This window comes from Nocardiopsis sp. FIRDI 009, from assembly GCF_003386285.1.
Taxonomy (GTDB): Bacteria; Actinomycetota; Actinomycetes; order Streptosporangiales; family Streptosporangiaceae; genus Nocardiopsis.
In genome coordinates, this window is record NZ_QPNC01000013.1 from 134,514 (window position 1) to 157,663 (window position 23,150).

Sequence of the window (23,150 nt, forward strand, 5' to 3'; positions counted from 1 at the left end):
TCGTGCTCCGGGACGACACGCTTGTGAAACGTTCTACTGACCTGCGCTCACCTTCCTTCCCCTGTGCAACAGTGTGCTATTGACAACCCGTTCGCTCTGTGGCTACCTTCGACGCTGGCGAGTAAAAACGATTTAACCCCCTTCGCAAGACGGTCGTCTGAGCCTCGAACGGAGACGTCTCTCGTGTCAGCCCTGCCCCACCTCCGCGCCGGTGTCCTCGACACCCTGCGGCGCCAGCACATCGAACTCCCCTCCTGGGCGTTCGGGAACTCCGGCACACGGTTCAAGGTGTTCGCGCAGCCCGGTGTGCCCCGGGACCCGTGGGAGAAGATCGCCGACGCCGCCCACGTCCACCGCCTGACCGGAGCGGCCCCCACCGTCGCCCTGCACATCCCCTGGGACCGGGTCGACGACTACGCCGCCCTCAGCGCGCACGCCCGCGACCTCGGGGTGGGCATCGGCACCATCAACGCCAACGTCTTCCAGGACGACGACTACCGCCTGGGCAGCGTGACCAACCCCGACCCCGCGGTGCGGCGCAAGGCCCTCGACCACCTCCTGGAGTGCGTCGACGTCATGGACGCGACCGGCTCCCGGGACCTGAAGCTGTGGTTCGCCGACGGCACCAACTACCCCGGCCAGGACGACCTGCGCGCCCGCCAGGACCGCCTCGCCGAGGCCCTCACCGAGGTCTACGACCGGCTCGGCCCGCACCAGCGCATGCTGCTGGAGTACAAGCTCTTCGAACCCGCCTTCTACGCCACCGACGTCCCCGACTGGGGCACCGCCTACGCCCACTGCCTGGAGCTGGGCGAGCGGGCCGTCGTGTGCGTGGACACCGGCCACCACGCCGCCCACACCAACATCGAGTTCATCGTCGCCGTGCTGCTGCGCGCCGGGAAGCTCGGCGCCTTCGACTTCAACTCCCGTTTCTACGCCGACGACGACCTCATGGTCGGCGCCGCCGACCCCTTCCAGCTCTTCCGGATCATGTACGAGGTGGCGCGCGGCGGCGGTCTGGCCGCTGACACCGAGGTCGCGTTCATGCTCGACCAGTGCCACAACATCGAACCGAAGATCGCCGGACAGATCCGCTCGGTGATGAACGTGCAGGAGGCCACGGCCAAGGCCCTGCTGGTGGACGGCGACGCGCTCGCCGGGGCACAGCGCGACGGCGACGTGCTCGCCGCCAACGCCGTGCTCATGGACGCCTTCAACACCGACGTGCGCCCCCTGCTCGCCGAACTGCGCGAGGACATGGGCCTGGACCCCGACCCGATGGCCGCGCACGTCCGATCCGGCTACCTGGACGAGGTCACCGCCGAGCGCGTGGGCGGAACCCAGGCGGGGTGGGGCGCGTGAGCACCGAGCCGGCCGCAAACACCGACCACGACCAGGGAACCGACATGCCCGACTCCACCGTCGCCGACCTGCTGGCCCGGAGCAACACGCTGGGCTCCGACCCGCGCAACACCAACTTCGCCGGCGGCAACACCTCCGCCTCCGGGACCCGTACCGACCCCGTCACCGGGGAGCCGGTCGACCTGCTCTGGGTCAAGGGGTCCGGCGGCGACCTGGGCACCCTCACCGAGGACGGGCTGGCCGTCCTGCGGCTGGACCGGCTCCGCGCGCTCGTCGACGTCTACCCCGGCGAGGAGCGCGAGGACGAGATGGTCGCCGCCTTCGACCACTGCCGGTTCGGCGACGGCGGGGCCGCGCCCTCCATCGACACCGCGATGCACGGGCTGGTCCGCGCCGCCCACGTCGACCACCTGCACCCCGACTCGGGGATCGCGCTGGCCACCGCCGCCGACGGCGAGGAGCTCACCCGCGCCTGCTTCGGCGACCGCGTCCTGTGGGTCCCCTGGCGCCGTCCCGGGTTCCAGCTCGGGCTGGACATCGCCCGCATCGCGCAGGAGAACCCGAACGCCATCGGCGTCGTGCTCGGCGGACACGGGATCACCGCCTGGGGAGCGACCAGCGCCGAGTGCCAGGCCCACTCCCTGGAGATCATCCGCACCGCCGAACGCTTCATCGCCGAGCGAGGCCGCCCCGACCCGTTCGGCCCGGTCGTCAGGGGCCGCGAGCCACTGGAGCCCGACGCGCGCCGGGCCCGCGCCGCCGAGCTCGCCCCCGTGATCCGCGGCCTGGCCTCCACCGACCACCCGCAGGTCGGGCACTTCACCGACCGTGAGGAGGTGCTCGACTTCCTCTCCCGCGCCGAACACCCCCGCCTGGCCACCCTGGGCACCTCCTGCCCCGACCACTTCCTGCGCACCAAGGTCCGCCCGATGGTCCTGGACCTGCCCGCCGACGCCCCGATCGAGGACGCCGTGGCCCGGCTGCGCGAACTCCACCGGGAGTACCGGGACGAGTACCGCGCCTACTACGAGCGCCACGCCACCGCCGACAGCCCCGCCATGCGCGGCGCCGACCCGGCGATCGTCCTGGTCCCGGGCGTGGGCATGTTCTCCTTCGGTAAGGACGCCAGGACCGCGCGCGTGGCGGGCGAGTTCTACGTCAACGCGATCAACGTCATGCGCGGTGCCGAGGCGCTGTCCGCCTACCGGCCCATCGAGGAGTCGGAGAAGTTCCGTATCGAGTACTGGGCCCTGGAGGAGGCCAAGCTCGCCCGTCTGCCCGAGCCCAAGCCACTGGCCACCCGGGTGGCGCTGGTGACCGGCGCGGCCGGCGGCATCGGCAGGGCCATCGCCCGGCGCCTGGCCGCCGAGGGCGCGTGCGTGGTGGTCGCCGACCTGGACGCCGACCGGGCCGCCGAGACCGCCGCCGAACTCGGCACCGCCGACACGGCCGTGGGCGTGGGCTGCGACGTCAGCGACGCCGCCGCGGTCGCCGCCGCCTTCGACGCCGCCGCGCTGGCCTTCGGCGGGGTGGACCTGGTGGTCAACAACGCCGGGCTGTCCGTCTCCAGGCCGCTGCTGGAGACCACCGAACGGGACTGGGACCTGCAGCACGACGTGATGGCCAAGGGCTCCTTCCTCGTCTCCCGCCAGGCCGCCCGGGTGATGACCGCGCAGGGTCTGGGCGGAGACATCGTCTACATCGCCTCCAAGAACGCGGTCTTCGCCGGACCCAACAACGTCGCCTACTCCGCCGCCAAGGCCGACCAGGCCCACCAGGTGCGGCTGCTCGCCGCCGAACTGGGCGAGCACGGCATCCGCGTCAACGGGGTCAACCCCGACGGGGTGGTGCGCGGTTCGGGGATCTTCGCCGGAGGGTGGGGAGCCCAGCGCGCCAAGGTCTACGGGGTACCCGAGGAGGAACTCGGCGCCTTCTACGCCAAACGCACCCTGCTGGGACGCGAGGTGCTGCCCGAACACGTGGCCAGCGCGGTGTACGCGCTCACCTGCGGGGAGCTGTCGCACACCACCGGTCTGCACGTGCCCGTCGACTCCGGCGTCGCCGCCGCCTTCCTGCGATGAGCACCGTCCACGCAGCCGTCGACCTGGGAGCCTCCAGCGGGCGCGTCCTGGCCGGGTACCTCGACCGCGGGCGGCTGCGCACCGAGGAGGTGGCCCGCTTCCCCAACGTGCCCGTCCACCTGCCCGGTCCGGGAGGCGGCACCCTGCACTGGGACGTGCTCGCCCTGTACGCCAACGCCGCCGCCGGTCTGCGCTCCGCCGCCGACCGGTTCGGCCCGCTGGCGTCGGCGGGCATCGACTCCTGGGCGGTGGACTACGGGCTGCTGGACGCCGACGGTTCCCTGCTCGGCAACCCCGTCCACTACCGGGACGCGCGCACCGACGGAGCACCCGACCGGGTGTTCGCCCACCTGCCCTCCGCCGAGCTGTACGGGGTGACCGGCCTCCAGGTGCAGCCGTTCAACACGGTGTTCCAGCTCGCCGCGGCGGCGGCCGACGCCCGGACGGCTCTCGCCCGGCGCCTGCTGCTGATCCCCGACCTGCTCGGCCACTGGCTGACGGGGGCACAGGTCGCCGAACTGACCAACGCCTCCACCACCGGGCTGCTCGACGTCCGCGCCCGCGACTGGTCGCCCCGCGTCCTGGCCGTCCTCGCCGAGGCGTTCGGGGTGGACGCGGGCCCGCTGCTGCCGGAGGTGGTCGAACCCGGCACCGTGGTGGCACCGGTGCGCCCCGGTGAGGCCGTCGGCGCCGCGGCCGGGACTCCGCTGGTGGCCGTCGGCTCCCACGACACCGCCTCGGCGGTGGCCGCCGTTCCCGCCACGGGGCCGGACTTCGCCTACGTCTCCTGCGGCACCTGGTCCCTGGTGGGCGTGGAGCTGGACGCGCCGCTGCTGTCCGGGGAGGGGCGGGCCGCGAACTTCACCAACGAACTGGGGGTGGACCGCAGCGTCCGCTACCTGCGCAACGTGATGGGCCTGTGGCTGCTCCAGGAGTCGGTGCGCACCTGGAAGCGGCGGGGGCGGCGGGTGCGGCTGGACGAGCTGCTCGCCCGGGCCGCCCGCGCTCCGGAACTGGCCTGTGTGGTGGACGTCGACGACCCGCGCTTCCTCCCGCCCGGAGACATGCCCGCGCGCATCGACGCCTACGCCCGCGAGACCGGTCAGCGACCGCCCGCCGACGACGCCGAGACGGCGCGGTGCGTCATCGACTCCCTCGCCCTGGCCTACCGGCGCTGGATCCACCGCGCCGCCGACCTGACCGGCCGCCGTGTCGACGCGGTGCACCTGGTCGGCGGCGGGGCGCACAACACGCTGCTGTGCCAGCGGGCCGCGGACGCCACCGGCCTGCCGGTGGTCGCCGGGCCCGCCGAGGCCACCGCGATCGGCAACCTGCTGGTCCAGGCGCGCGCGGTCGGCGCGGTCGGGGGAGACCTGACCGGGCTGCGCCGGATCGTCGCCGACTCCGTCGGCGTGCGCCGCTACGAGCCGACGGGGAGCCGACGGCCGTGGGAGAATGCCGAGGCCCGGATCGGCGGGAGGCTCGGATGACGGTCGACGGAAGGGGCGCCGGTATGCGCGTGTCGCTCTTCGCCACGTGTGTGGTGGACACCATGGCGCCGCGGGCGGCGTGGGCCACCGCCCGCCTGCTGGAACGGCTCGGCCAGTCCGTCACCGTTCCCGCCGGACAGACCTGCTGCGGGCAGATGCACGTCAACTCCGGTTACCGAGGCCAGGCGGTGCGCGTCGTCGCCAACCACGTGCGGGCCTTCGAGGGGGCCGACGCGGTGGTGGCCCCCTCCGGGTCGTGCGTGGCCTCCATCCGCCACCAGCAGGCGATGGTGGCGCGCCGGGCCGGTGACGAGGGCCTGGCCCGGGCCGCCGAGGAGCTGGCCTCGCGCACCTACGAGCTCTCCCAGTTCCTGGTGGACGTGCTGGGGGTGGAGGACGTCGGGGCGAGCTACCCGCACCGCGTCACCTACCACCCCGCCTGCCACGGCGCGCGCGTCCTGGGGCTGGGCGACCGGCAGCTGCGGCTGCTGCGGGCGGTACGCGGCCTGGAGCTGGTGGAGCTGCCCGGGGCCGACCAGTGCTGCGGCTTCGGCGGCACGTTCGCGCTGAAGAACGCCGACACCTCCGCCGCCATGCTCTCCGACAAGCTCGCCTCGATCGTGTCCACCCGCGCCGAGGTGTGCACGGCGGGCGACGCCTCCTGCCTCATGCACATCGGCGGCGGGTTGTCGCGGCTGCGGGCGGCCACCGGAACCGTCCACCTGGCCGAGATCCTCGCCGCCACCGACGACGCGAAGGAGGCCGCCACGTGAGCCGGACCTTCCTGGGCATGCCCGGCATCCCGCACGGCACCGGCGACCTGGGGGGTGAGGAGCCGTTCCCGCGTTCGGCCGCCCGCCACCTGGCCGACCACCAGATGCGCGCCAACCTGGCGGGCGCCACCGGCACCATCCGGGCCAAACGGGCTTCCGTGGTGTCCGAGCTGCCCGACTGGGAACAGCTGCGCGAGTCCGGTCGCGCGGTCAAGGAGGCCACGATGGCCCGCCTCGACGAGCACCTGGTCGAGCTGGAGCGGCGGGTCACCGAGCGCGGCGGCACCGTGCACTGGGCCCGCGACGCCACCGAGGCCAACCGGATCGTCACCGACCTGGTGCGCGCCACCGGGGCCGAGGAGGTGGTCAAGGTCAAGTCGATGGCCACCCAGGAGATCGGCCTCAACGAGGCGTTGGAGGAGGCGGGCGTCACCGCCTGGGAGACCGACCTGGCCGAGCTGATCGTCCAGCTCGGCGACGACCGGCCCTCCCACATCCTGGTCCCGGCCATCCACCGCAACCGCGCCGAGATCCGGCGGATCTTCCTGGAGACCATGCCCGGCGTCGACCCCGGTCTGACCGACGACCCCCGCCAGCTCGCCATGGCCGCCCGCGCCTACCTGCGTCAGCGCTTCCTGCGCGCGAGAGTGGCGGTCAGCGGCGCCAACTTCGCGGTGGCCGAGACCGGCACGCTGGCGGTGGTGGAGAGCGAGGGCAACGGCCGGATGTGCCTGACCCTGCCCGACACGCTCATCACCGTCATGGGGATCGAGAAGACCGTCCCCACCTGGCGGGACCTGGAGGTGTTCCTCCAGACCCTGCCGCGCTCGTCCACCGGTGAGCGGATGAACCCCTACACCTCGACCTGGACAGGCGTGACCCCCGGCGACGGGCCGCGCGAGTTCCACCTGGTGCTGCTCGACAACGGCCGCACCGCCGCGCTCGCCGACCCCACCGGCCGCCAGGCGCTGCACTGCATCCGCTGTTCCGCCTGCCTGAACGTGTGCCCGGTCTACGAGCGCACGGGCGGGCACGCCTACGGGTCGGTCTACCCGGGGCCGATCGGCGCGGTGCTGTCCCCGCAGTTGACCGGGGTGGCGGCCAACCCGTCGCTGCCGTACGCGTCCACGCTGTGCGGGGCGTGCTACGAGGTGTGCCCGGTGGCCATCGACATCCCCTCGATCCTGGTCGAGCTGCGTAACCAGCAGGTCGAGTCGGGCAGGAAGCCCTCCGCGGAGCGGGCCGCCTTCGGGGCGGTCGCCCAGCTCATGTCCCGTCCCCGCCTGTGGCGGTCGGCGCAGCGCCTGACCCGGCTGGGGCGCCTGCTCGCCCGCGGCCGCGCCACCCTGCCCGCCGCGCTGCCCCCGCCGCTGTCGAGGTGGACCCGCACCCGCGACCTGCCCGCCCCGCCGAGGGAGACCTTCACCGAGCGCTGGGCCCGCGAGCGCGGTGACCGGGCATGAGACTCCGGCCATCCCGTCCCCGGCCCGGGGCAGGGCGCCCCGGAGGTCGCGGACACCGAACAGACGAGGAGGTTCGACCGGTGAGCGCACGTGAGGAGATCCTGGCCCGCGTCCGCGCGGCCAACGGCGCGGCCCGGGCGGCCGAGCCGGAGGTGCCGCGCGCCTACCGGCGGAGCGACGGCCGCCCGCCCGGTCATCCCGAGCTGCTGGACCTGCTGGCGGACCGGCTGGTCGACTACCGCGCCACCGTGCACCGGTGCGGCCCCGGGACGGTGGCCGCGACCGTGGAGAGCGCCCTGGCCGAGGCCCTGGGCCCGGACCGCGCCGAGGTGCTGGCCGCCCCCGGGCTCCCGGAGGGGTGGACGCCCCCGGGCGCCGGCCGCGACGACGGCCGTCCCGCCGTTCGGCTGAGCGGGTGCGGGGCCGCCGTCACCGGTACGGCCGTCGCGGTCGCCCAGACCGGGACGCTCGTCCTGGACGCGGGCCCCGTCTGCGGGCGCCGGGCGCTGTCCCTGCTGCCGGACGTGTGCGTGTGCGTGGTCCGCGCCGACCAGGTGGTGGGCGGGGTTCCCGAGGCGCTGACCCGCCTGGACCCGCTCGCCCCGCTCACGTTCGTCAGCGGGCCGTCGGCCACCAGCGACATCGAGCTGGAGCGGGTGGAGGGTGTGCACGGGCCCCGGACCCTGCACGTCGTGCTGGTGGAGTCGGACTGACGGTCACCGGCCGGGGCGGAGGGGAGGGGCTCCGCGGTGACGTGTTCGGCACCCCGCGTCCGTCGCGGTGGACGCCCCGTCCTGGAATCATCAAAGGGCGGTCGGGACACCGGCCCGCCCGGCGCGGTCAGTCGGACCCGTACCGGACACCCCGAGCGCCATGGACGGGAGCCCATGACGTACCTGCACGTCTTCGACATGGACGGCACCCTGTTGAGGGGAACGACGGCCAGCCTGGAGATCGCACGGATCCTCCGCTGCGAGCCGCGGCTCACGGAGTTGGAGCGGCGCTTCCGGCGCCAGGAGATCGACACCCGCGAGTTCGCCCGGAGCATCCACCGCCTCTGGGGCGCGCTCACCGAGGACGACGTCCGGGCCGCGTTCGACAGCAGCCCCTTCCTCGCGGACATCCCACGGGTGTGCGCCGACATCCGCGCCCGCGGCCACCACTCGATGGTGGTGAGCATGTCCCCGGACTTCTACGCCCGGCTGCTGCTGCGGTTCGGTTTCGACGAGGTGGTCGCCTCCCGGTTCCCCGCGCCTCCCTTCGCCTCCCCCGTCGTCGCGGAGGACATCCTGACCCCGCACGACAAGGTGGGGATCGTCGAGGAGGCGCGCCGCCGCAGGGGCGTGGACCTGGAGAACTGCGTGGCCTACGGGGACTCGATGTCCGACGCCCCGCTGTTCGGGCACCTGGCGAACACCGTCGCCGTGAACGGGGACAGCCACATCGCCGACCTGGCGAGCGCCCGGTACACGGGGACGAGCCTGTGGGAGGCCTATTCGACGGCTTGGGACGTCCTCCGCCGACGCGCTCCCGACACGCCGTGACGGCGGGGCGGGGCCGACGGGACCCCACGCCGAACGCCGCCGCCCCCGCCCGGTCGGACGACTACGCGGAGGCGGTCATGGGGACGCCCTTGTCGGCCGCGGTAGTGACGTCGTCGTCCACGACCACCGCGCGGCGGCCGGCGCGGGCCAGCAGCGAGGCCGCGGCGGTCGCGCGGTAGCCGCTGCCGCAGTGGACCCACACCGCTCCCTCCGGAACCTCGTCGAGGCGCCGGGGCAGCTCGGGCAGCGGGATGTGCACGGCGCCGATGACGTGGGAGTCGTTCCACTCGTTGCGCAGCCGCACGTCCAGCACGGTCGCGGGCGCGGGCAGGCCGTCGGGGACGGCCCCCGCCAGGGCCGCGGCCAGGGCGGAGAAGTCGGCGGTGTCCATGGCGCGGATCTGGTCGGGTTCCGCGGCCAGTCGCTCGGGGGTGCCGGAGGCCGCGGCGGCGACGCGGTCGATGCCGATGCGGACCAGTTCGCGCTGGGCCCGGGCGACCTGTTCGGCGGTCTCGCCGACGAGGGTGAGCGGAGCCCCCCAGTCGATCAGCCAGCCCAGCCAGGTGGCCATCGGGCCGTCCAGGGCCAGGCTGACGGTGCCGGCCAGGTGCGCCCGGACGTAGGCCCTGCGGTTGCGCAGGTCCACGACCCACTCCCCCGCCGCCAGGCGCCGACGCAGCTGCCGCGGATCCGCCGTGGCCGGCGGGCGCAGGTCCACCGGTTCGGGGCCCGCGAGGTTGGTCACCCCCATGTGGGCGTAGTAGGCGGGGTAGACGTCCAGGCCCGACAGGGTCTGGGTGACGAACTCCTCGGCGGCCAGGCGCAGCGCCGGGTTGACCTGCCTCTCGTGTCCCACGGTGGAGGAGTCCCCCTCGGCCTGGGTGGCTGAGCAGAAGCTGCCGAAGCCGTGGGTGGGCCACACCCTGGCCCCTTCGGGCAGCAGGTCGGCGAGCCTGCGCGCGGAGGCGTGCTGGTGTCGGGCCAGGGTCTCGGCGTGCTCGTGGCCCAGCAGGTCGGTGCGCCCGGTGGTGCCGAACAGCAGCGAACCGCCGGTGAACACGCCTTCCGCTCCCCGGGGGCCCTCCAACGCGTAGGAGAGGTGGTGGAAGGTGTGGCCGGGGGTGGCGATGACGCGCACCCGCATGCGCGGCGAGACCTCCACCAGGTCGCCGTCGGCCACCGGCAGGCGCTGGAAGGGCACCTCGTCGGCGGCCGCCATCGCGTAGGCCGCGCCGGTCAGCCGGGACAGTTCCAGCCCGCCGGAGACGTAGTCGTTGTGGACGTGGGTCTCCAGCACGTGGGTGATGCGTGCCCCCAGCCGTCCGGCCAGGGCCAGGACGCGGTCGACGTCGCGTTGGGGGTCGACCACCAGCGCGACCTCGCCGTCGGTGGCCAGGTAGCTGCGGTCCCCCAGTGAGGACGTCTCGATCACCCGGACGTCGATCCCGGACGTCATCGTGGTCACCCTCCCCGTCTCGCGACGCGGGCCCCCTTCGTCGTGGCGGTCCACACCTTCCGTTCTACCCCCCCGGGCCGGTGTGCGCCCCGGTTCCCGCCCGACGGTCGGCGCGGCCGGAGTCCGGCCTCGGTCGGGCGCACCGCCGACGCGTCGGCTCCCCGGTCCCCGACGGGGACGCAGACCAGCCCGGACCAGCGCGGGTTGCGGCGCCTGCGGGCGCGGTGGGCCGCCACCGACGACGCCGCAGTGCTCATCCGCCCGGTCGGGACCGCTCCTCCCCTCCCTCCGAGGCGCCCACCGGGGCGTCCGCCGACGGATCCGCGGCGAGGGCTCCGCGCCCGTCCGTTCCGGTTCCGGCCGCCGGGTCGCGGTGTCGCAGCGAGAGCAGGGAGCCCAGGCCGAGCACGATGGCCACACCGATGGCCGTGTACCAGGTGAACCCGACCAGCCCGCGCCCGAACAGGAACAGCCAGGCCATGGTCGCCACCGCCGCGCAGAACGCGACGAGGGCGTCGGTCTGGCGCGCCCGGCGCACCCACAGGCCCAGGAGGAACGCGCCGAGCAGGCCCCCGTAGGTGAGGCTGGCCACGGACAGGCCCAGCTCGACGACCGGGTTGTCGGTGCCGGTGAACATCGCGGCGGCCCCGACGAACACCAGCCCCCATCCGAGGGTGAACAGCCGCCCGAGCCGCAGCCCCTGGGCGTCGGTGAGCTCGCGGCGGCCGAACCGCGCGTACAGGTCCGTCATGGTCGAGGAGGACAGCGCGGACAGCGACGAGGACAGAGTGCTCATCGCACTCGCCATGATCCCGGCCAGCAGCAGGCCCGACAGGCCGACCGGCATCCCCTCGACGATGAACGCCGGGAACACCTCGTCGGAACCGTTGAGTCCGAGACGGTCGACCGAGGCGCCGTCGAAGTAGGAGAACAGCGCCAGGCCCACGGTGAGGAACAGCGCGAACTGGACGAACACCACGACGCCGCTGCCGATCACCGCCTTGCGGGCGTCGCGCAGGGTGCGGCACCCCAGCAGCCGCTGCACGATGATCTGGTCGGCGCCGTGCGAGGCGGTGGACAGCAGGGCGCCGCCCAGCACCGCGGTGACCGTCGCGTAGGGCGCGGAGAGCGGGTTGGACGTCAGGTCGAGGAACCGCGTCTTGCCCGCGTCGGCCGCCACGGCGAGGAAGTTCACGTCCAGACCGGTGACGATGACGGCCAGCGCGATGACGCCGCCGACGACGTACAGCCCCATCTGCGCCACGTCCACCCAGACCACGGCCCTGATACCGCCGATGAGGGTGTACAGGACCGTGACGACCGCCAGCAGGGCGATGATGGCGACGTAGGACAGGTCCACCCCGTAGTGGTCCAGGACGATCCGCATCGGGATGGCCGCCGCGAACAGGCGCACCCCGTCGGCGAGCAGACGGGTGAACAGGAAGGTGACCGACGCCGTGCCCTGCATGCCGCGGCCGAAGCGGCGGCCCAGGTAGGTGTAGGCCGTGGTCATCTCGCCCCGGTGGTAGCGGGGCAGCAGCACGAAGGCGACGACCACGCGCCCGACCAGGTAGCCGACCGCCACCTGGAGGAACGTGACGTCGCCCAGGTAGGCCACGCCGGGGACGCTGATCACGGTCAGGGCGCTGGTCTCGGTGGCCACCACCGACAGGCACACCGCCCACCAGGGCAGCCGTCGGGCGCCGACGAAGTAGTCCTTCAGGTCGCGCTGGCGACCCGACAGCCTCAGTCCGAGCCACGCCGAGCCCAGCAGGTACACGGCGATGACCACGAGGTCGACTGGTTGCACTGCGGTCCTCCGGGGGTGGGATGCGGGTGGGTCACGCGTCCGACGGGTCGACGAGCAGGCGCCGGGGCACGGTGGTCGCGGGTTCGGGCAGCCGGAGCGGAGCGTGTCCCGGGGTGAGGCGACCGGCCACCGGCGCCCGGCGGGCGCCGGTGCAGGCGGGCAGGGATCCGGGCAGCCCGTGCCAGGTGAGGAAGCCGACGAGGGCGAAGAGGTGGGCCTCCTTCGCGTCGCCGGCCAGACCGAGGTCGTCGGAGGCGCCGAGCCGCGCGGGGGCGATCCGGGCGGCGATCCGCTCCATGAGGGCCGGGTTGCGCACGCCGCCTCCGGAGGCGAGCACCTCGGCCGCCCCGTGGGGGCGCAGGGCGTCCGCGACGGTGACGGCGGTCAGCTCCACCAGGGTGGCCACCAGGTCGCCGGGCTCGGGCACGGCGACCCGCCGCAGCGCCGCGTCCAGGTGGGCGGGGCCGAACAGCTCGACACCGGTGGTCTTCGGGGGCGCGAGGCGGTAGTACGGCTCGGCGAGCAGGTGCTCCAGCAGGGCGGGGTGCGGTCGTCCGGACCGGGCGAGGGCGCCGTCGGCGTCGAAGTCGGCGCGCCCGTCGGTGATCCTGCGCACCGCGGCGTCGATCAGGGCGTTGGCCGGACCGGTGTCGAACGCCACCGGAGGGGAGCCGGGCCGGACGACGGTGACGTTGGCGATACCGCCGAGGTTCAGGGCGGCGGCCGGTTCCGGGCGCCCGCCGAGCAGCAGAACGTCCAGCAGGCTGGCCGAGTTGCAGGGTTCCGTGCACCGCGGTGCCCTCGGCCCAGTGGAACAGGGTCTGGCCGTGGGAGGCGATCAGGTCGGCCCGGCCCCCGGCGAGTTCGTCGATCCCGTGCCGGGCGGCCTCGGCGAACTCGCGTCCGATGCGGGTGTCGAGTCGGCAGACCTCCGCCAGGGTGGTCGCCGCCGGGGGCAGGGCGTCGCGGAGGGCGCGGCGCAGGTCCGACGAGTAGGCGAGAGTGCGGTGGCCCAGCGGCGCCAGACGCACGAGCGGGCCGTCGAGGCGCAACCGCGCGGCGGCCACGTCGATGCCGTCGGCCGAGGTGCCCGAGGACAGCCCGACGACGATCATGAGCCGGACGGCCGACGCGCACGCGGTCGGACCGACCGTCCCGGACCACTGGACGGTGAGAACCCGTCAACCCGCCCGACGCCCATCCACACCTCCGGCTACGCACCGCCTGTCAGCGGTACACCCGGTGTCGCCGCCGCGTCAACCCCCTCTGGTCCCGGGTAGGTCCGTACCCGTACGCGGAGAGCACCGCCTCGGGAGGCGTCATGTCCGGACCCCACGCGGAGAAACCCTTCGACGTGAAGATCGGTCGGCACGAACTGGTCGTCCGGCAGCGTTACGAGGCGGCGAGCATCGCCAACGACATCCTCATCGGCCTGTGGTTCGTCGTGGGCAGCGTCATGTTCCTCTCACCGGCCTGGGCGACCACGGGCACGTGGCTCTTCCTCGTCGGCAGCGTCCAGATGCTCATCCGCCCGATCATCCGCCTGTCCCGCCTGATCCACGTCCGGCGCGTCCGCTCCGGTTCGGGAATGGGACCGGCCTCCCACGAGGCGCCGATGGACTTCTGAAAGGCTCCGGCCACGGCTCGTGCTGCGCCTCGTTCCGGCGCGGGGCCGGGATGTCCACGCGTTCCCCCGGTGCGCGGGTGGCCCGGGCCTAGGCGTGCTCGACCTCCCGCACGACGCGCTCGCAGAAGACAGGCAGGTCACCGGGGTTACGGCTCGTGGTCACGCCCTGGTCGGTGACCACCTCCTCGTCCACGACCACGGCGCCGGCGTTGCGCAGGTCGGTGCGCAGACTCGGGTAGGAGGTCAGGGTGCGGCCCCGGACCACGTCGGCCTCCACCAGGACCCACGGTCCGTGGCAGATCGCGGCGACCGGCTTGCCCCTGTCCACGAACCCGCGCACGAAACGCATCGCGTCGCGGTCCCTTCGCAGGTGGTCGGGGTTGACGGTGCCGCCCGGCACCACCAGGGCGTCGTAGTCGTCGACCACCGCCTCCGACACCCGCCGGTCCACGGTGAAGCGGTCGGCGGGCTCGATGTCGCCGTTCATCGCCTGGATGGTCCCCGGGTGCAGCGAGACCAGCTCCGTCTGGGCGCCCTTCTCCTCCAGAGCCCTCCTCGGCTCGACGAGTTCGACCTGTTCCACTCCGTCCGCCGCCAGGATCGCGACCCGGCGACCGGTGAGCGTGCCAGCCATGCTCTTCCCCCTCGGCTCGGCTCACGGGCACCGCGACCGTACGGCGCCACACCTGCGGCCCTACCCCGCGGCTGCCTCCTCACGCCCGCGCGGACCGGACGGGCCGGACGCTAGGGTCGTGGCATGGGCTCGCTCGAATTCCAACTGGTCCTGCTGCGCAGGATGGCCGACTTCCAGCCGGAGCTGGTGGAGGAGGCGGTGCGCGAGCTCGGCACCACCGCGACCGGGATGCGTGAGGCCAACCGGCGTTGGCAGGCCATGACCCGGGGCGGGCGCGGTTCCGGCGGGCCGGTCCGCCGGTTCACCACGGTTCTCGGCCCCGCCCCGTTGCGGCGCGACGTCATCGTGGGCGGCATGGCGTGCGAGGCCCGTCAGTGGCCGGTGTCGCTCTGGCCGGACCTGCGTTTCGAGGTGGTCACCGCCCCCAACGGCGCCCTGGTCCAGGAGTGGCTCGTGCGTGCCCCGCGGGTACCGGCGCCCCCGCTGCACAGCGTTGACGACCTCCGGCCCTGGTCGTTCGTCATCGACGACGTCGCCCGCGCGCTGCCCTCGACGCCGTTGGAGGGCACCGCACCGTCGCGTTGGCGACTGCTGCTCACCGACTCCGCCGGTGGCCGTCACCTCGCCGACTTCACCTGGGGCCTGTTGCAGGAGGTCACACCGGTCACACCCGCGGACTGACCCTGACCACGCGTCGCGAGAACCAGCCGCTGGGCCAGCACGGCGGCACCGTTCCGGCCGGTGCCACGACCACCGGCGGCGTGGCGTCGCCGACGGTGTCCGGCGCTGCGCGCCACCCACCGGTCGGTCGCCCGCGGCCTCCTGGCTGCGCGGGGTCCCCGACTGCTCGACCGCCCTCCGCCAACCCTCGGGGTCGGCGGACCGGGAGTCGGCGGTGAGGACGACGAAACCCTCGTCGGCCAGGCGCTGGGCCTACAGCCCGCCGGTCTGCTCCTTCACACCGGTCGTCGGGGCCGACCACGACCGCCGGGAGGCGTTCGCCCTCGGTGCGGTTCTGGGGTGCGTAGAGGTGCCCCGCGGGCCTCAGGTCGCCGCTCACGAAGCGCACATCGGTTCGCAGCGCTGTCTCCGTTGACTGGGGCGGGTGTCCTGTCCCGTGCTCGCGGTCCGGCACGGGACCGGCCCGCTGTCCGGTGCCTCCAGTCTGGACCACCCCGCCCACGGCGGAAAGGGCCGGGTCAGGCCAGAGACGGACCCGTCCCGCCCTGGACGGCGCGGCCTCCGGGCACGAAGGAGACCTGGCCCGTGGCACCGGTGGACGCGCACAATGAACCGGACTCGTCGGAAGGGAGGACAGCCACCGTGAAACGCATCGGGATCATCGGGGTGGGCGAGATCGGCCGGGCCATCGTCGACGGACTGTGCGACGGGGTCGAGGAGCCCCCGGAGATCCACCTCTCCCCCCGGGGCGCCCGCACCACCGCGGAACTCGCCGAACGCTACGAGAACGTGCACGTGTGCCCCGACAACCAGGAAGTGGTGAACCGCTCCGGGATCGTCGTCATCGCCGTGCGCCCCCAGGACCGGTCCGAGGCCCTGGCCGGGCTGCGGGTGGACGGCGACACCGTGGTGGTCAACGTGATGGCCGGTGTCGCCAACGACGACCTGCGCGGGACACTCGCCACCGACGCCCCGCTGGTACGGGCCATCCCCCTGCCCGCCATCCGTGAACGCCGCTCCATCACGGTGACGTGCCCGTCGCACCCGGAGGTGGACGCCCTCTTCGAACGCCTGGGCGGATCGCTCCCGGTCACGGACGAGGCCGACCTCAACGTGTTCTCCGCGCTGACCGCGACACTGACCACCCACTACCGGTACCTCGCCACGCTCACGGAGTGGGCCACCAGCCAGGGCATCGCCGCCGACGACGCGGACCGTTACGTCCGCGGCCTCTTCCAGAGCGTCGGCCGTGCCCTGGGCGACGGGAGCCGTTCCCTCCACACGCTCGCGGCCGACCACGAGACCCCGAACGGCATCAACGAACGCGTCCGCACCGCATGGTTCGACCCGGCCAACTCCGCGGCCCTCCGCCGAACCCTCGACGACCTCCTGCGCGACCTGGGGTAGCCGACCGGGGTACCGCACCGGTGGTGGCCCCAGCACGGGACAGGAGGGACCTTCGCCCCTGCCCCCGGGGTCCACCGCCCCCGCTCAGGAGAGCCCGCGTACCCCAAGCTGGGAAGAGTAGGGGGTGCGCTAGACCAGACAGGGGCTGTCATGAACCGGCCGACGACGTGGGCCGCCCCCGAGGTGGCCGTTGAACACCGGGGAGCGGTGCCGCGGGACGCCGCCGACCACGCCCGCTCGACGGTCGCAGCGGTGTCCGGGCGTGCGCCGGAACCGGTGCTCTTCGCCCGCGTGCGACTGACCATGACCGCCGGTGCCGCGGTGGCGCGTCCGGCGGTCGCACAGGCCAACCTGGACGTCAACGGCCGCCTGGTGAGGGCGCAGGTGGCGGCGGCGACCATGCGCGAGGCCGTCGACCTGCTGCACGACCGGTTACTGGTCCGACTCGACCGGATCGGCCGACACTGGGAGGCCCGCCGCGGGGGGCGGCCGACGGCGGGACCGCACGGGTGGCGGCACGGAGCCGAGCCCACACACCGCCCCGACCACTACCCGCGCCCGGTGGAGGAGCGGGAGGTGATCCGGCACAAGTCGTTCACGCTGTCCACGGAGACCCCGGACGAGGCGGCCTTCGACATGGAGATGCTCGACTACGACTTCCTGCTGTTCACCGACGCCGAGACCGGGCAGGACAGCGTCATCTACCGCTCGGACGAGGGATACCGGCTGGCCCGGGTGGCACCGCGTCCCCGCCGCGACGGCACGACCGCCGTCCCCCTGACGGTCAGCCCACACCCCCCGCCCCGGTTGGGCGTTCGGGAGGCGATCGACCGGTTGGAGACCACCGGGCTGCCGTTCGTCTTCTTCCTCGACGCGCGGACCGAGCGGGGCAACGTGCTCTACCACCGCTACGACGGCCACTACGGTCTGATCACCCCCGCATAGCCCCGAGGAGGACACGATGACGGAGTTTCGCGACCGCGTCGACGCCGGACGGCGCCTGGCCGAGCGGCTGGAACACCTGGGCGACGAGGACGTCGTCGTGCTGGGGCTGCCACGCGGCGGCGTGCCCGTCGCCTTCGAGGTCGCTCGGCGGTTGCGCGCGCCACTGGACGTGATCGTGATCCGCAAACTGGGCGTCCCCCACCAGCCCGAACTGGCCATGGGCGCCATCGGCGAGGGCGGCGTACGGGTCGTCAACGACCAGGTCGTCCGGATGGCCGGCGCCAGCGAGGCGGAACTGGACGCGGCACAGCGACGTGAGCGGGCCGAACTTGAGGCGCGGGTGGAACGGTTCCGCCGCGGCCGGTCCCGTGTTCCGCTGACCGGACGCACGGTCGTCCTCGTCGACGACGGCGTGGCCACCGGGGCGACCGCGCGGGCGGCGTGCCGGGTGGCCCGCGCCCAGGGAGCCGACCGGGTGGTGCTCGCGGTACCCGTGGGGTCCCCCGACTCGATCGCGGACCTGCGCCGGGTCGCCGACGAGGTGGTGTGCGTCCAGGAGCCCGAGTTCTTCCACGCCGTCGGCGAGTGGTACCAGGAGTTCTCCCAGACGCCGGACGAGGAGGTGGTCGAACTTCTGGAGCGCGCCGCCCGCACCGACCGCGGTTGAGTTCCCCGCGTGCCCCCGGCGCTCCGGTGGCGGCGGAACGGAACGCCGGGGCGGACCCGCCCCACGGGAGTCCCGCAGGGACACTCGGGAGTCGCGATATCATATGGAGAACTTCATATGAACGAGATCGGTGATGTGGAATGACAACCGTGGGCAGCAGGGCGCGCGGCCTCCCCGAGGAGGTCGCCGCCTATGTCCGGGAGCTCATCCTCTCGGGCGAGGTCCGTCCCGGAGAGTTCCTGCGACTCGAACCGATCGCCGAGGCCGTGGGCGTGAGCAACACCCCGGTTCGCGAGGGGCTCCTCGCCCTGCGCAGTGAGGGCTTCGTCAAGCTGGTGCCCCGGCGCGGCTTCATGGTCGAGACCTTCACGGCCGAGGACGTCCACGACATCTTCTGGGCCCAGGCCAAGCTGGCCGGTGAGCTCGCCGCCCGCGCAGCCAAGCGGATCACCCCCGAGGAGATCTCGCGGCTGGAGGAGATCGTCGACGACTACGAGAAGGCCGTCAAGGCCGAGGACGACGAGCGGATCGGAGCTCTGGGCCACGCGTTCCACCGCCAGGTCAACCTGGCCGCGCGCTCCCACCGCCTGGCGCTGATCCTGGGGTCGATCGTGCAGCACCTGCCCAACCGCTTCTACGCGACGATCGAGGGCCACGTCGAGGCCACCCGCGAGGACCACCGCAAGATCATCGAGGCCCTGCGCTCGGGCAACGTCCGGGAGGCCCGCAAGCTGACCGAGGGCCACATCCAGGAGAGCACCAAGCACCTGGTCGACCTCCTGCAGCGGCGCGGCCTCTGGGACGGACAGGGGTCCGCCTGACCGGTCGCCCACGGAGTTGGGGCGCCGTACATCGGTCTGGATCGAACTCTCGCCCGACCCTCTCCCCGCCTGGGCGGAGGCGGCCGTGGTGGCCTGGTTCTCCCGAAGCTACGGCGAGGGGCAAAGTAACCCGTGAGTAGCTACGATTCATGTACCGACGCCTCGATGTGCTCACCGTCACTCTCACACACCAATACACCGGTGTACCGGGGTGCCAGTACACCGGTGTTTCAGTGGAAAGCGTGTCGTGGAAGGTGAGGGCCGACCCCGCCGGATTCGCCCCTCATGCTGTCCCAGCGGATCGCCGTGTCGGCCGGTATCCGGTGAGCCCGGCGGCGACGGCGGTGACAGCCACTGTGGCGGTGAGAGGACCCCAGGGAATCGCGGGTGGCCAGTCTCCCCACGCCTGCAGTGCCGCGGCCATCGCCACGCTGCCTCCGACCAGGCCCAGGAGCGCGGCCGGAACGGTCAGGGCCAGCAGGCGTGCCGCGGTCATGAGACGCACGAACCGGGGCCGTGCGCCCACCGCCGCCATGACCTCGTCGTCACGGGCGTTCTCCGCGGCCGAGAGCGCGCCGGCGATGGCGGCGGTCCCCACCGCGGTGAGGGCGGCCAACCCGGTGAACAGCCACAGGACGTAGGCGATGTCTGTTCCGTCGTAGCCGCGTTCGACGTAGAGGTTGGCCTGTCCCCCCAGGTGACGGTCGGTCGCGACGTGCGCCGCGTCGACCTGCTCAGGGGTGGGCGTCGTCTGCGCCACCAGCAGGGCCTCACGTACCGGGCTGGTCTCGAGGTTGTGTTCGGCCAGGGTCTGCGGCGATATCAGGGCGTGCGGCAGGCGTGTGTGAACCCCTTGGGGGATCACGAGTTCTGCGTCCAGTTCCACGGCTTGTCCGGAGGAACCGGTGCTTGGACTCAGGAGGGCCCGGCCGGGGCTGTGCTGGAGTGCGTCGTTGGTCAGGACGACCCGGCCGTCCCGGAGCGCGCGAAGGGCCTGTTCTTGTTGGTCCTGTTCAGGGAACAGGGCCAAGACCAGGTTCTCGTCGCCCACCGCGACGGACTCGACGGGTGTGATGCCTGCGGGCAGATCCTGTGCGCACTCCGTTGGAGAGCTGGGACCGTCGGCGGAGGTCGAGCACCGCCACGCGGCGTTGTCCAAGACCAGGCGCACCGGGCCCTCATCGGTGGCCGCCGCAGCGTAGGGGATGCGCACAACCTCCGCACCGCCCAGCGCCTGGGTGAGCGGACTCAGCGCGTCGTCGTCGGAGGGCAGGGGGCCGCTCACGATGGCCTGGCCTTCGAGGAGTTCGGGCACGTAGGTGCGCGCGTTGTACCGGTCACCGCTGTGGATGAGCACTCCGGCCACCGAGGCCGCGGCCATGACCGCGCAGACCGCCACTGCCAGGGGCAGCGACCGCGACCGGCTGCGGGCAGGGCCCCGCAGCGCCACGCGTGCACGTACCGGAAGGCGTGCGGCGACCGCCGACAAGGCGCGCAACAGCAAGCCGCAGGAGCCGAGCAACCCGAGCGCGTAGGTGATGGCCCCCGCTCCCGCGATCGGGACGATCCCAGTGGCCGTGCCGGTGACGAGGACCACCAGTCCCACCGCCGCCAGCACCGGCCACCACCACGCGCCACGCCGATGGGGCACGGAGCGGGGGGCGTCCCGCAGCGCGACGGCAGGGCCTTGGCGTGCCGCCGACCTGGCCGGGAGCCAGGCGGCGACCAGACCCGCCCCCAGGGCCAGGAGCACGATCCAGACGAGCTGGTCGAGGCGGATCACCGGCGTCCCCCAGGACATGCCCGTGATCTGCTCTCCCACCGGTTGGCCGATCAGTGCGCCCGTGATGCCCAGGGCTGTTCCGGCCAGGGCCCCGGTCGCCGCCACGAGCACACCGTGCGCCACCAGGACCCGGCGCAGGTGGGAGGGGCGGGCTCCGGCCGCCGACAGCAGCGCCATGTCTCGTCGACGGCGTTGCGCGCAGAGCGTGAACACGGCCGCCGCCAGCAGTCCGACCTCGCCCAGGCCCAACGCGGTGAACAACAGCACCGCACGGTCATCGTCACGCGTGGTGTCCTCAGCCGCTGGCGGGGCTCCCGGTGTGGGGCCGGGGGTGCGCGGGTCCACGGTGAAGCCGAGCGGGCCGAGCAGCTCCACCAGTTCGGGCTCACGCATATCCGAGGGCAGTCCCCCGATCACCCATGGGCCGCTGCTGCCGTCGGAGGCGGCCAACTCCCGGTCCTGGGGCGCAGAGACGAGGAAGTCACGCTCGTAGTCGGTGGGATCGACCACCAGCCCGGTGACGGTGACCGTGCTGTCCTGGCCCACGGTCAGGCGGTCGCCGACCCCCACCCCCGTACCGTCAGTGAGGTGTTGGCTCACCAGCACCTCACCGGCGCGTTCGGGAGCACGACCGTCGACGATCTCCACCATGCCCTGGGTGAGCGGGTCGGCCACATCCATCAGGACCACGGAGGTGGGAACCGAACCGTGCCCGGTCTCCACGGAAAGCACGGCATTGGGAACCGGCACGATTCTCGCCCGCTCGGGGAGGGCCTGACGCAACAGGGCGAGGGAGGCTTCGTCCGTCTCGGCATACACACGCGCCTGGGCCGCGCCCATGGCCGCTGTCCGCTCCTCCTCAGGAGAAGGTATGCCGGTGCTGTAGAGGATCTGCACCATCACGGCGACGGCCACCGGCAAGCCGAGCAGCCCCGCCCCCAACAGGGCACGTGTACCGTCCTGTCTGAACATGCGCCACGCCAGAACCAGACTGAGCGGCCTGATCACAGCACGCCCCCCTGAACCGGGCCGAGGACGCCGTCGCGCATCACCAGCACCCGATCGGCCAGCGCCGACCACTCCTGATCATGGGTTCCCACCAACACACCCGCGCCGTGTTCCCGCGCCCGAGCCACCAGCGCCTCCCGCACCGCCCGCGACGACGCCGAATCCAGCGCACCGGTCGGCTCATCGGCGACGACCAACCGGCGAGGACCAATCAACGCGCGAGCGATCGCCACCCGCTGACGTTGACCACCCGACATCTCCTCCGGGTAGCGGTCAGCCAGCTGATCGACCCCCAACTCCTCCAACGCGGCAAGGGCTCGGCGCCGCGCTCCACGCGTGCCCTCCAACTCCAGCGGAAGCGCCACGTTCTCCTGCGCGGTGAGCACGCTCAGCAGGTTGTACTCCTGAAAGACGTAGCCGACGCGGCGACGTCGCAGGTCGGCGCGACGCTTCGCACCGATGCCGATGACATCGTCACCGTCGACCCGCACCGTTCCCCGGGTGGGTTCGGCCAGGCATCCGGCGATCTGTAAGAGGCTGGATTTCCCGGCACCGCTCTGGCCGTAGAGCACGACCACCTCGCCGCGTTCGATCCGCAACGACGCGTCTCTCACGGCTACGACCCGGGCCTGGCCAACGCCGTACTCCTGGACCACACCGTCCATGTGCAGAGGTAGCGTCGTGTTCTCGATGTGTACCTGTTCTTCAGTGGTCACCGTCACCGCCCGATTTGTTGGAGCCGTACAGCGGCGGTTCGTGTGCGGTGGTGAAATGGAAGTGCACACAGCCGCCGCTGTACGGTACCTCAATGACTTTCGCCTCCGCGATTCCCTGTTTCAAGGATGTGCTCAGCGAAGACAAAAAGGAGGTCGGTGCGGTATCGGCGGTGGCTAGGCCACGTCGATGCGCGCTGCGCGCGCGTCCCCGAACGTGCAGCTCACGGTGACGTTTCCGTCGCCGTACTGCCAGGCCGAGTAGCGGTCGGGCTGGTAGGGGCAGTCGGCGCGCAGGCGCCACTGCTCGTATGACGCTCCAACGCAGCTCGCGTAGGCGTCGCCGTTGCTGACGCCCTTGACGCAGCTCAGCAGAGCCCCCATGTCTCCGTCAGCGACGCTGTTCGCCGAGGCGGGAACAGCGGCTGCGGCCAGTCCCGCAGTCAGAAACGCGACGGCGGCAGATTTCCTCAGGGTGCGACCAAGTTGCACGAATGCCCCTTTCTTCGTTGCTTGCAGATGCACGAGAATCGTAAACACGTCGCAAATGTGGGTCAATGAGGGTGCGAATCACACTATAAGAGCAGATCACAGAGGTTCTCCGATATCGAAGACGCAGGTCAACCTGTCGGGCGAAATCGGCTGCCTGGGTGAGGATGGCCGGTTACGGCCATCCTCACCCAGCGTCGGTTGCGAACGACCTTTTCGTGTTCTACGCCGATACTCCTGGTGCCGCTGTCAGCAGTTGATGCGTTATTTGCTGTCAGATCTCTTCTGTCCAGTTCCGAGTGGTGTCAGGCAGGTCCTGCTCCCGGGGTGATCCAGGGCTGTTTCAAAGTCGGGGTCGTGGTGCATCAGCGCTGATCACAGCCCTGTAGCGATCCG

At 72.6% G+C, this 23,150-nt stretch carries 19 protein-coding genes and 1 pseudogene; 13 read left to right on the forward strand and 7 right to left on the reverse strand.

All coding sequences use genetic code 11. From position 1 onward, the window contains the following. The first annotated feature begins 183 nt into the window (after positions 1–183). The 7 genes from rhaI to DVR05_RS11580 all read left to right on the forward strand — a co-directional run bounded on the left by rhaI (position 184) and on the right by DVR05_RS11580 (position 8,713). Positions 184–1,362 carry an L-rhamnose isomerase gene (gene rhaI, locus DVR05_RS11550; RefSeq protein WP_116245854.1) on the forward strand — a complete coding sequence of 393 codons (1,179 nt, stop codon included), beginning with the start codon at positions 184–186 and terminating at the stop codon, positions 1,360–1,362. Then, positions 1,350–3,443, forward strand: coding sequence for a bifunctional aldolase/short-chain dehydrogenase (locus DVR05_RS11555; protein WP_369974523.1), 2,094 nt, complete (start codon positions 1,350–1,352; stop codon positions 3,441–3,443). The genes rhaI and DVR05_RS11555 overlap by 13 nt, the downstream gene beginning before the upstream one ends. After that, entirely contained in the window at positions 3,440–4,933 is a 1,494-nt protein-coding gene (locus DVR05_RS11560) for a rhamnulokinase family protein (protein ID WP_116245855.1), read from the forward strand. The genes DVR05_RS11555 and DVR05_RS11560 overlap by 4 nt, the downstream gene beginning before the upstream one ends. Before the next feature lie 23 nt (positions 4,934–4,956). Further along, the gene (locus tag DVR05_RS11565; protein WP_116245881.1) at positions 4,957–5,706 is read left to right on the forward strand and encodes a (Fe-S)-binding protein; all 750 of its coding nucleotides are present in this window, start codon (positions 4,957–4,959) and stop codon (positions 5,704–5,706) included. Beyond that, positions 5,703–7,169: a LutB/LldF family L-lactate oxidation iron-sulfur protein gene (locus tag DVR05_RS11570; protein WP_116245856.1), complete on the forward strand. Its 1,467-nt coding sequence runs from the start codon at positions 5,703–5,705 to the stop codon at positions 7,167–7,169. The genes DVR05_RS11565 and DVR05_RS11570 overlap by 4 nt, the downstream gene beginning before the upstream one ends. Before the next feature lie 80 nt (positions 7,170–7,249). Continuing rightward, a complete protein-coding gene (locus DVR05_RS11575; RefSeq protein ID WP_116245857.1) occupies positions 7,250–7,882 on the forward strand; it encodes an LUD domain-containing protein in 633 nt (210 codons plus the stop codon). Positions 7,883–8,056: 174 nt separating this feature from the next. After that, complete coding sequence (locus DVR05_RS11580) at positions 8,057–8,713, forward strand: HAD family phosphatase (RefSeq protein WP_116245858.1); 657 nt, start codon at positions 8,057–8,059, stop codon at positions 8,711–8,713. 61 nt (positions 8,714–8,774) lie between these two features. On the opposite strand, the gene DVR05_RS11585 is transcribed toward DVR05_RS11580, so the two are convergent. The 3 genes and pseudogenes from DVR05_RS11585 to DVR05_RS11595 form a co-directional block, all read right to left on the reverse strand. Continuing rightward, positions 8,775–10,169, reverse strand: coding sequence for an MBL fold metallo-hydrolase (locus tag DVR05_RS11585; protein WP_116245859.1), 1,395 nt, complete (start codon positions 10,167–10,169; stop codon positions 8,775–8,777). Between the two features lie 253 nt (positions 10,170–10,422). Continuing rightward, the gene (locus DVR05_RS11590) at positions 10,423–11,979 is read right to left on the reverse strand and encodes a sodium:solute symporter (RefSeq protein ID WP_116245860.1); all 1,557 of its coding nucleotides are present in this window, start codon (positions 11,977–11,979) and stop codon (positions 10,423–10,425) included. Positions 11,980–12,010: 31 nt separating this feature from the next. Continuing rightward, positions 12,011–13,094: pseudogene (locus tag DVR05_RS11595) on the reverse strand (anhydro-N-acetylmuramic acid kinase). Positions 13,095–13,300: 206 nt separating this feature from the next. On the opposite strand from DVR05_RS11595, the gene DVR05_RS11600 reads away from it, so the two are divergent. Then, a complete protein-coding gene (locus tag DVR05_RS11600) occupies positions 13,301–13,606 on the forward strand; it encodes a YrhK family protein (RefSeq protein WP_116245861.1) in 306 nt (101 codons plus the stop codon). Between the two features lie 88 nt (positions 13,607–13,694). On the opposite strand, the gene DVR05_RS11605 is transcribed toward DVR05_RS11600, so the two are convergent. Beyond that, entirely contained in the window at positions 13,695–14,240 is a 546-nt protein-coding gene (locus tag DVR05_RS11605; RefSeq protein ID WP_116245862.1) for a type 1 glutamine amidotransferase domain-containing protein, read from the reverse strand. 123 nt (positions 14,241–14,363) lie between these two features. Between DVR05_RS11605 and DVR05_RS11610 the strand changes: the two genes are divergently transcribed. The 5 genes from DVR05_RS11610 (at position 14,364) to DVR05_RS11630 (ending at position 18,761) form a co-directional block, all read left to right on the forward strand. Further along, positions 14,364–14,921 carry a hypothetical protein gene (locus tag DVR05_RS11610; protein WP_116245863.1) on the forward strand — a complete coding sequence of 186 codons (558 nt, stop codon included), beginning with the start codon at positions 14,364–14,366 and terminating at the stop codon, positions 14,919–14,921. A 642-nt stretch (positions 14,922–15,563) separates the two neighbouring features. Beyond that, positions 15,564–16,328: an NAD(P)-binding domain-containing protein gene (locus tag DVR05_RS11615; RefSeq protein WP_116245864.1), complete on the forward strand. Its 765-nt coding sequence runs from the start codon at positions 15,564–15,566 to the stop codon at positions 16,326–16,328. 150 nt (positions 16,329–16,478) lie between these two features. Then, positions 16,479–17,273, forward strand: coding sequence for a sigma 54 modulation/S30EA ribosomal C-terminal domain-containing protein (locus DVR05_RS11620; protein WP_116245865.1), 795 nt, complete (start codon positions 16,479–16,481; stop codon positions 17,271–17,273). Between the two features lie 16 nt (positions 17,274–17,289). Further along, complete coding sequence (locus tag DVR05_RS11625) at positions 17,290–17,940, forward strand: phosphoribosyltransferase (protein ID WP_116245866.1); 651 nt, start codon at positions 17,290–17,292, stop codon at positions 17,938–17,940. Positions 17,941–18,080: 140 nt separating this feature from the next. Further along, positions 18,081–18,761: a GntR family transcriptional regulator gene (locus tag DVR05_RS11630; RefSeq protein ID WP_116245867.1), complete on the forward strand. Its 681-nt coding sequence runs from the start codon at positions 18,081–18,083 to the stop codon at positions 18,759–18,761. Between the two features lie 283 nt (positions 18,762–19,044). Here the strand turns inward: DVR05_RS11630 and DVR05_RS11635 are convergent, their stop codons facing one another. From DVR05_RS11635 to DVR05_RS11645, 3 genes are all read right to left on the reverse strand, one after another. After that, positions 19,045–21,516, reverse strand: coding sequence for an FtsX-like permease family protein (locus tag DVR05_RS11635; RefSeq protein WP_157982429.1), 2,472 nt, complete (start codon positions 21,514–21,516; stop codon positions 19,045–19,047). Between the two features lie 32 nt (positions 21,517–21,548). After that, the gene (locus DVR05_RS11640; protein ID WP_232832089.1) at positions 21,549–22,274 is read right to left on the reverse strand and encodes an ABC transporter ATP-binding protein; all 726 of its coding nucleotides are present in this window, start codon (positions 22,272–22,274) and stop codon (positions 21,549–21,551) included. Between the two features lie 168 nt (positions 22,275–22,442). After that, positions 22,443–22,649 carry a hypothetical protein gene (locus tag DVR05_RS11645; RefSeq protein ID WP_116245869.1) on the reverse strand — a complete coding sequence of 69 codons (207 nt, stop codon included), beginning with the start codon at positions 22,647–22,649 and terminating at the stop codon, positions 22,443–22,445. Between the last annotated feature and the right edge of the window lie 501 nt (positions 22,650–23,150).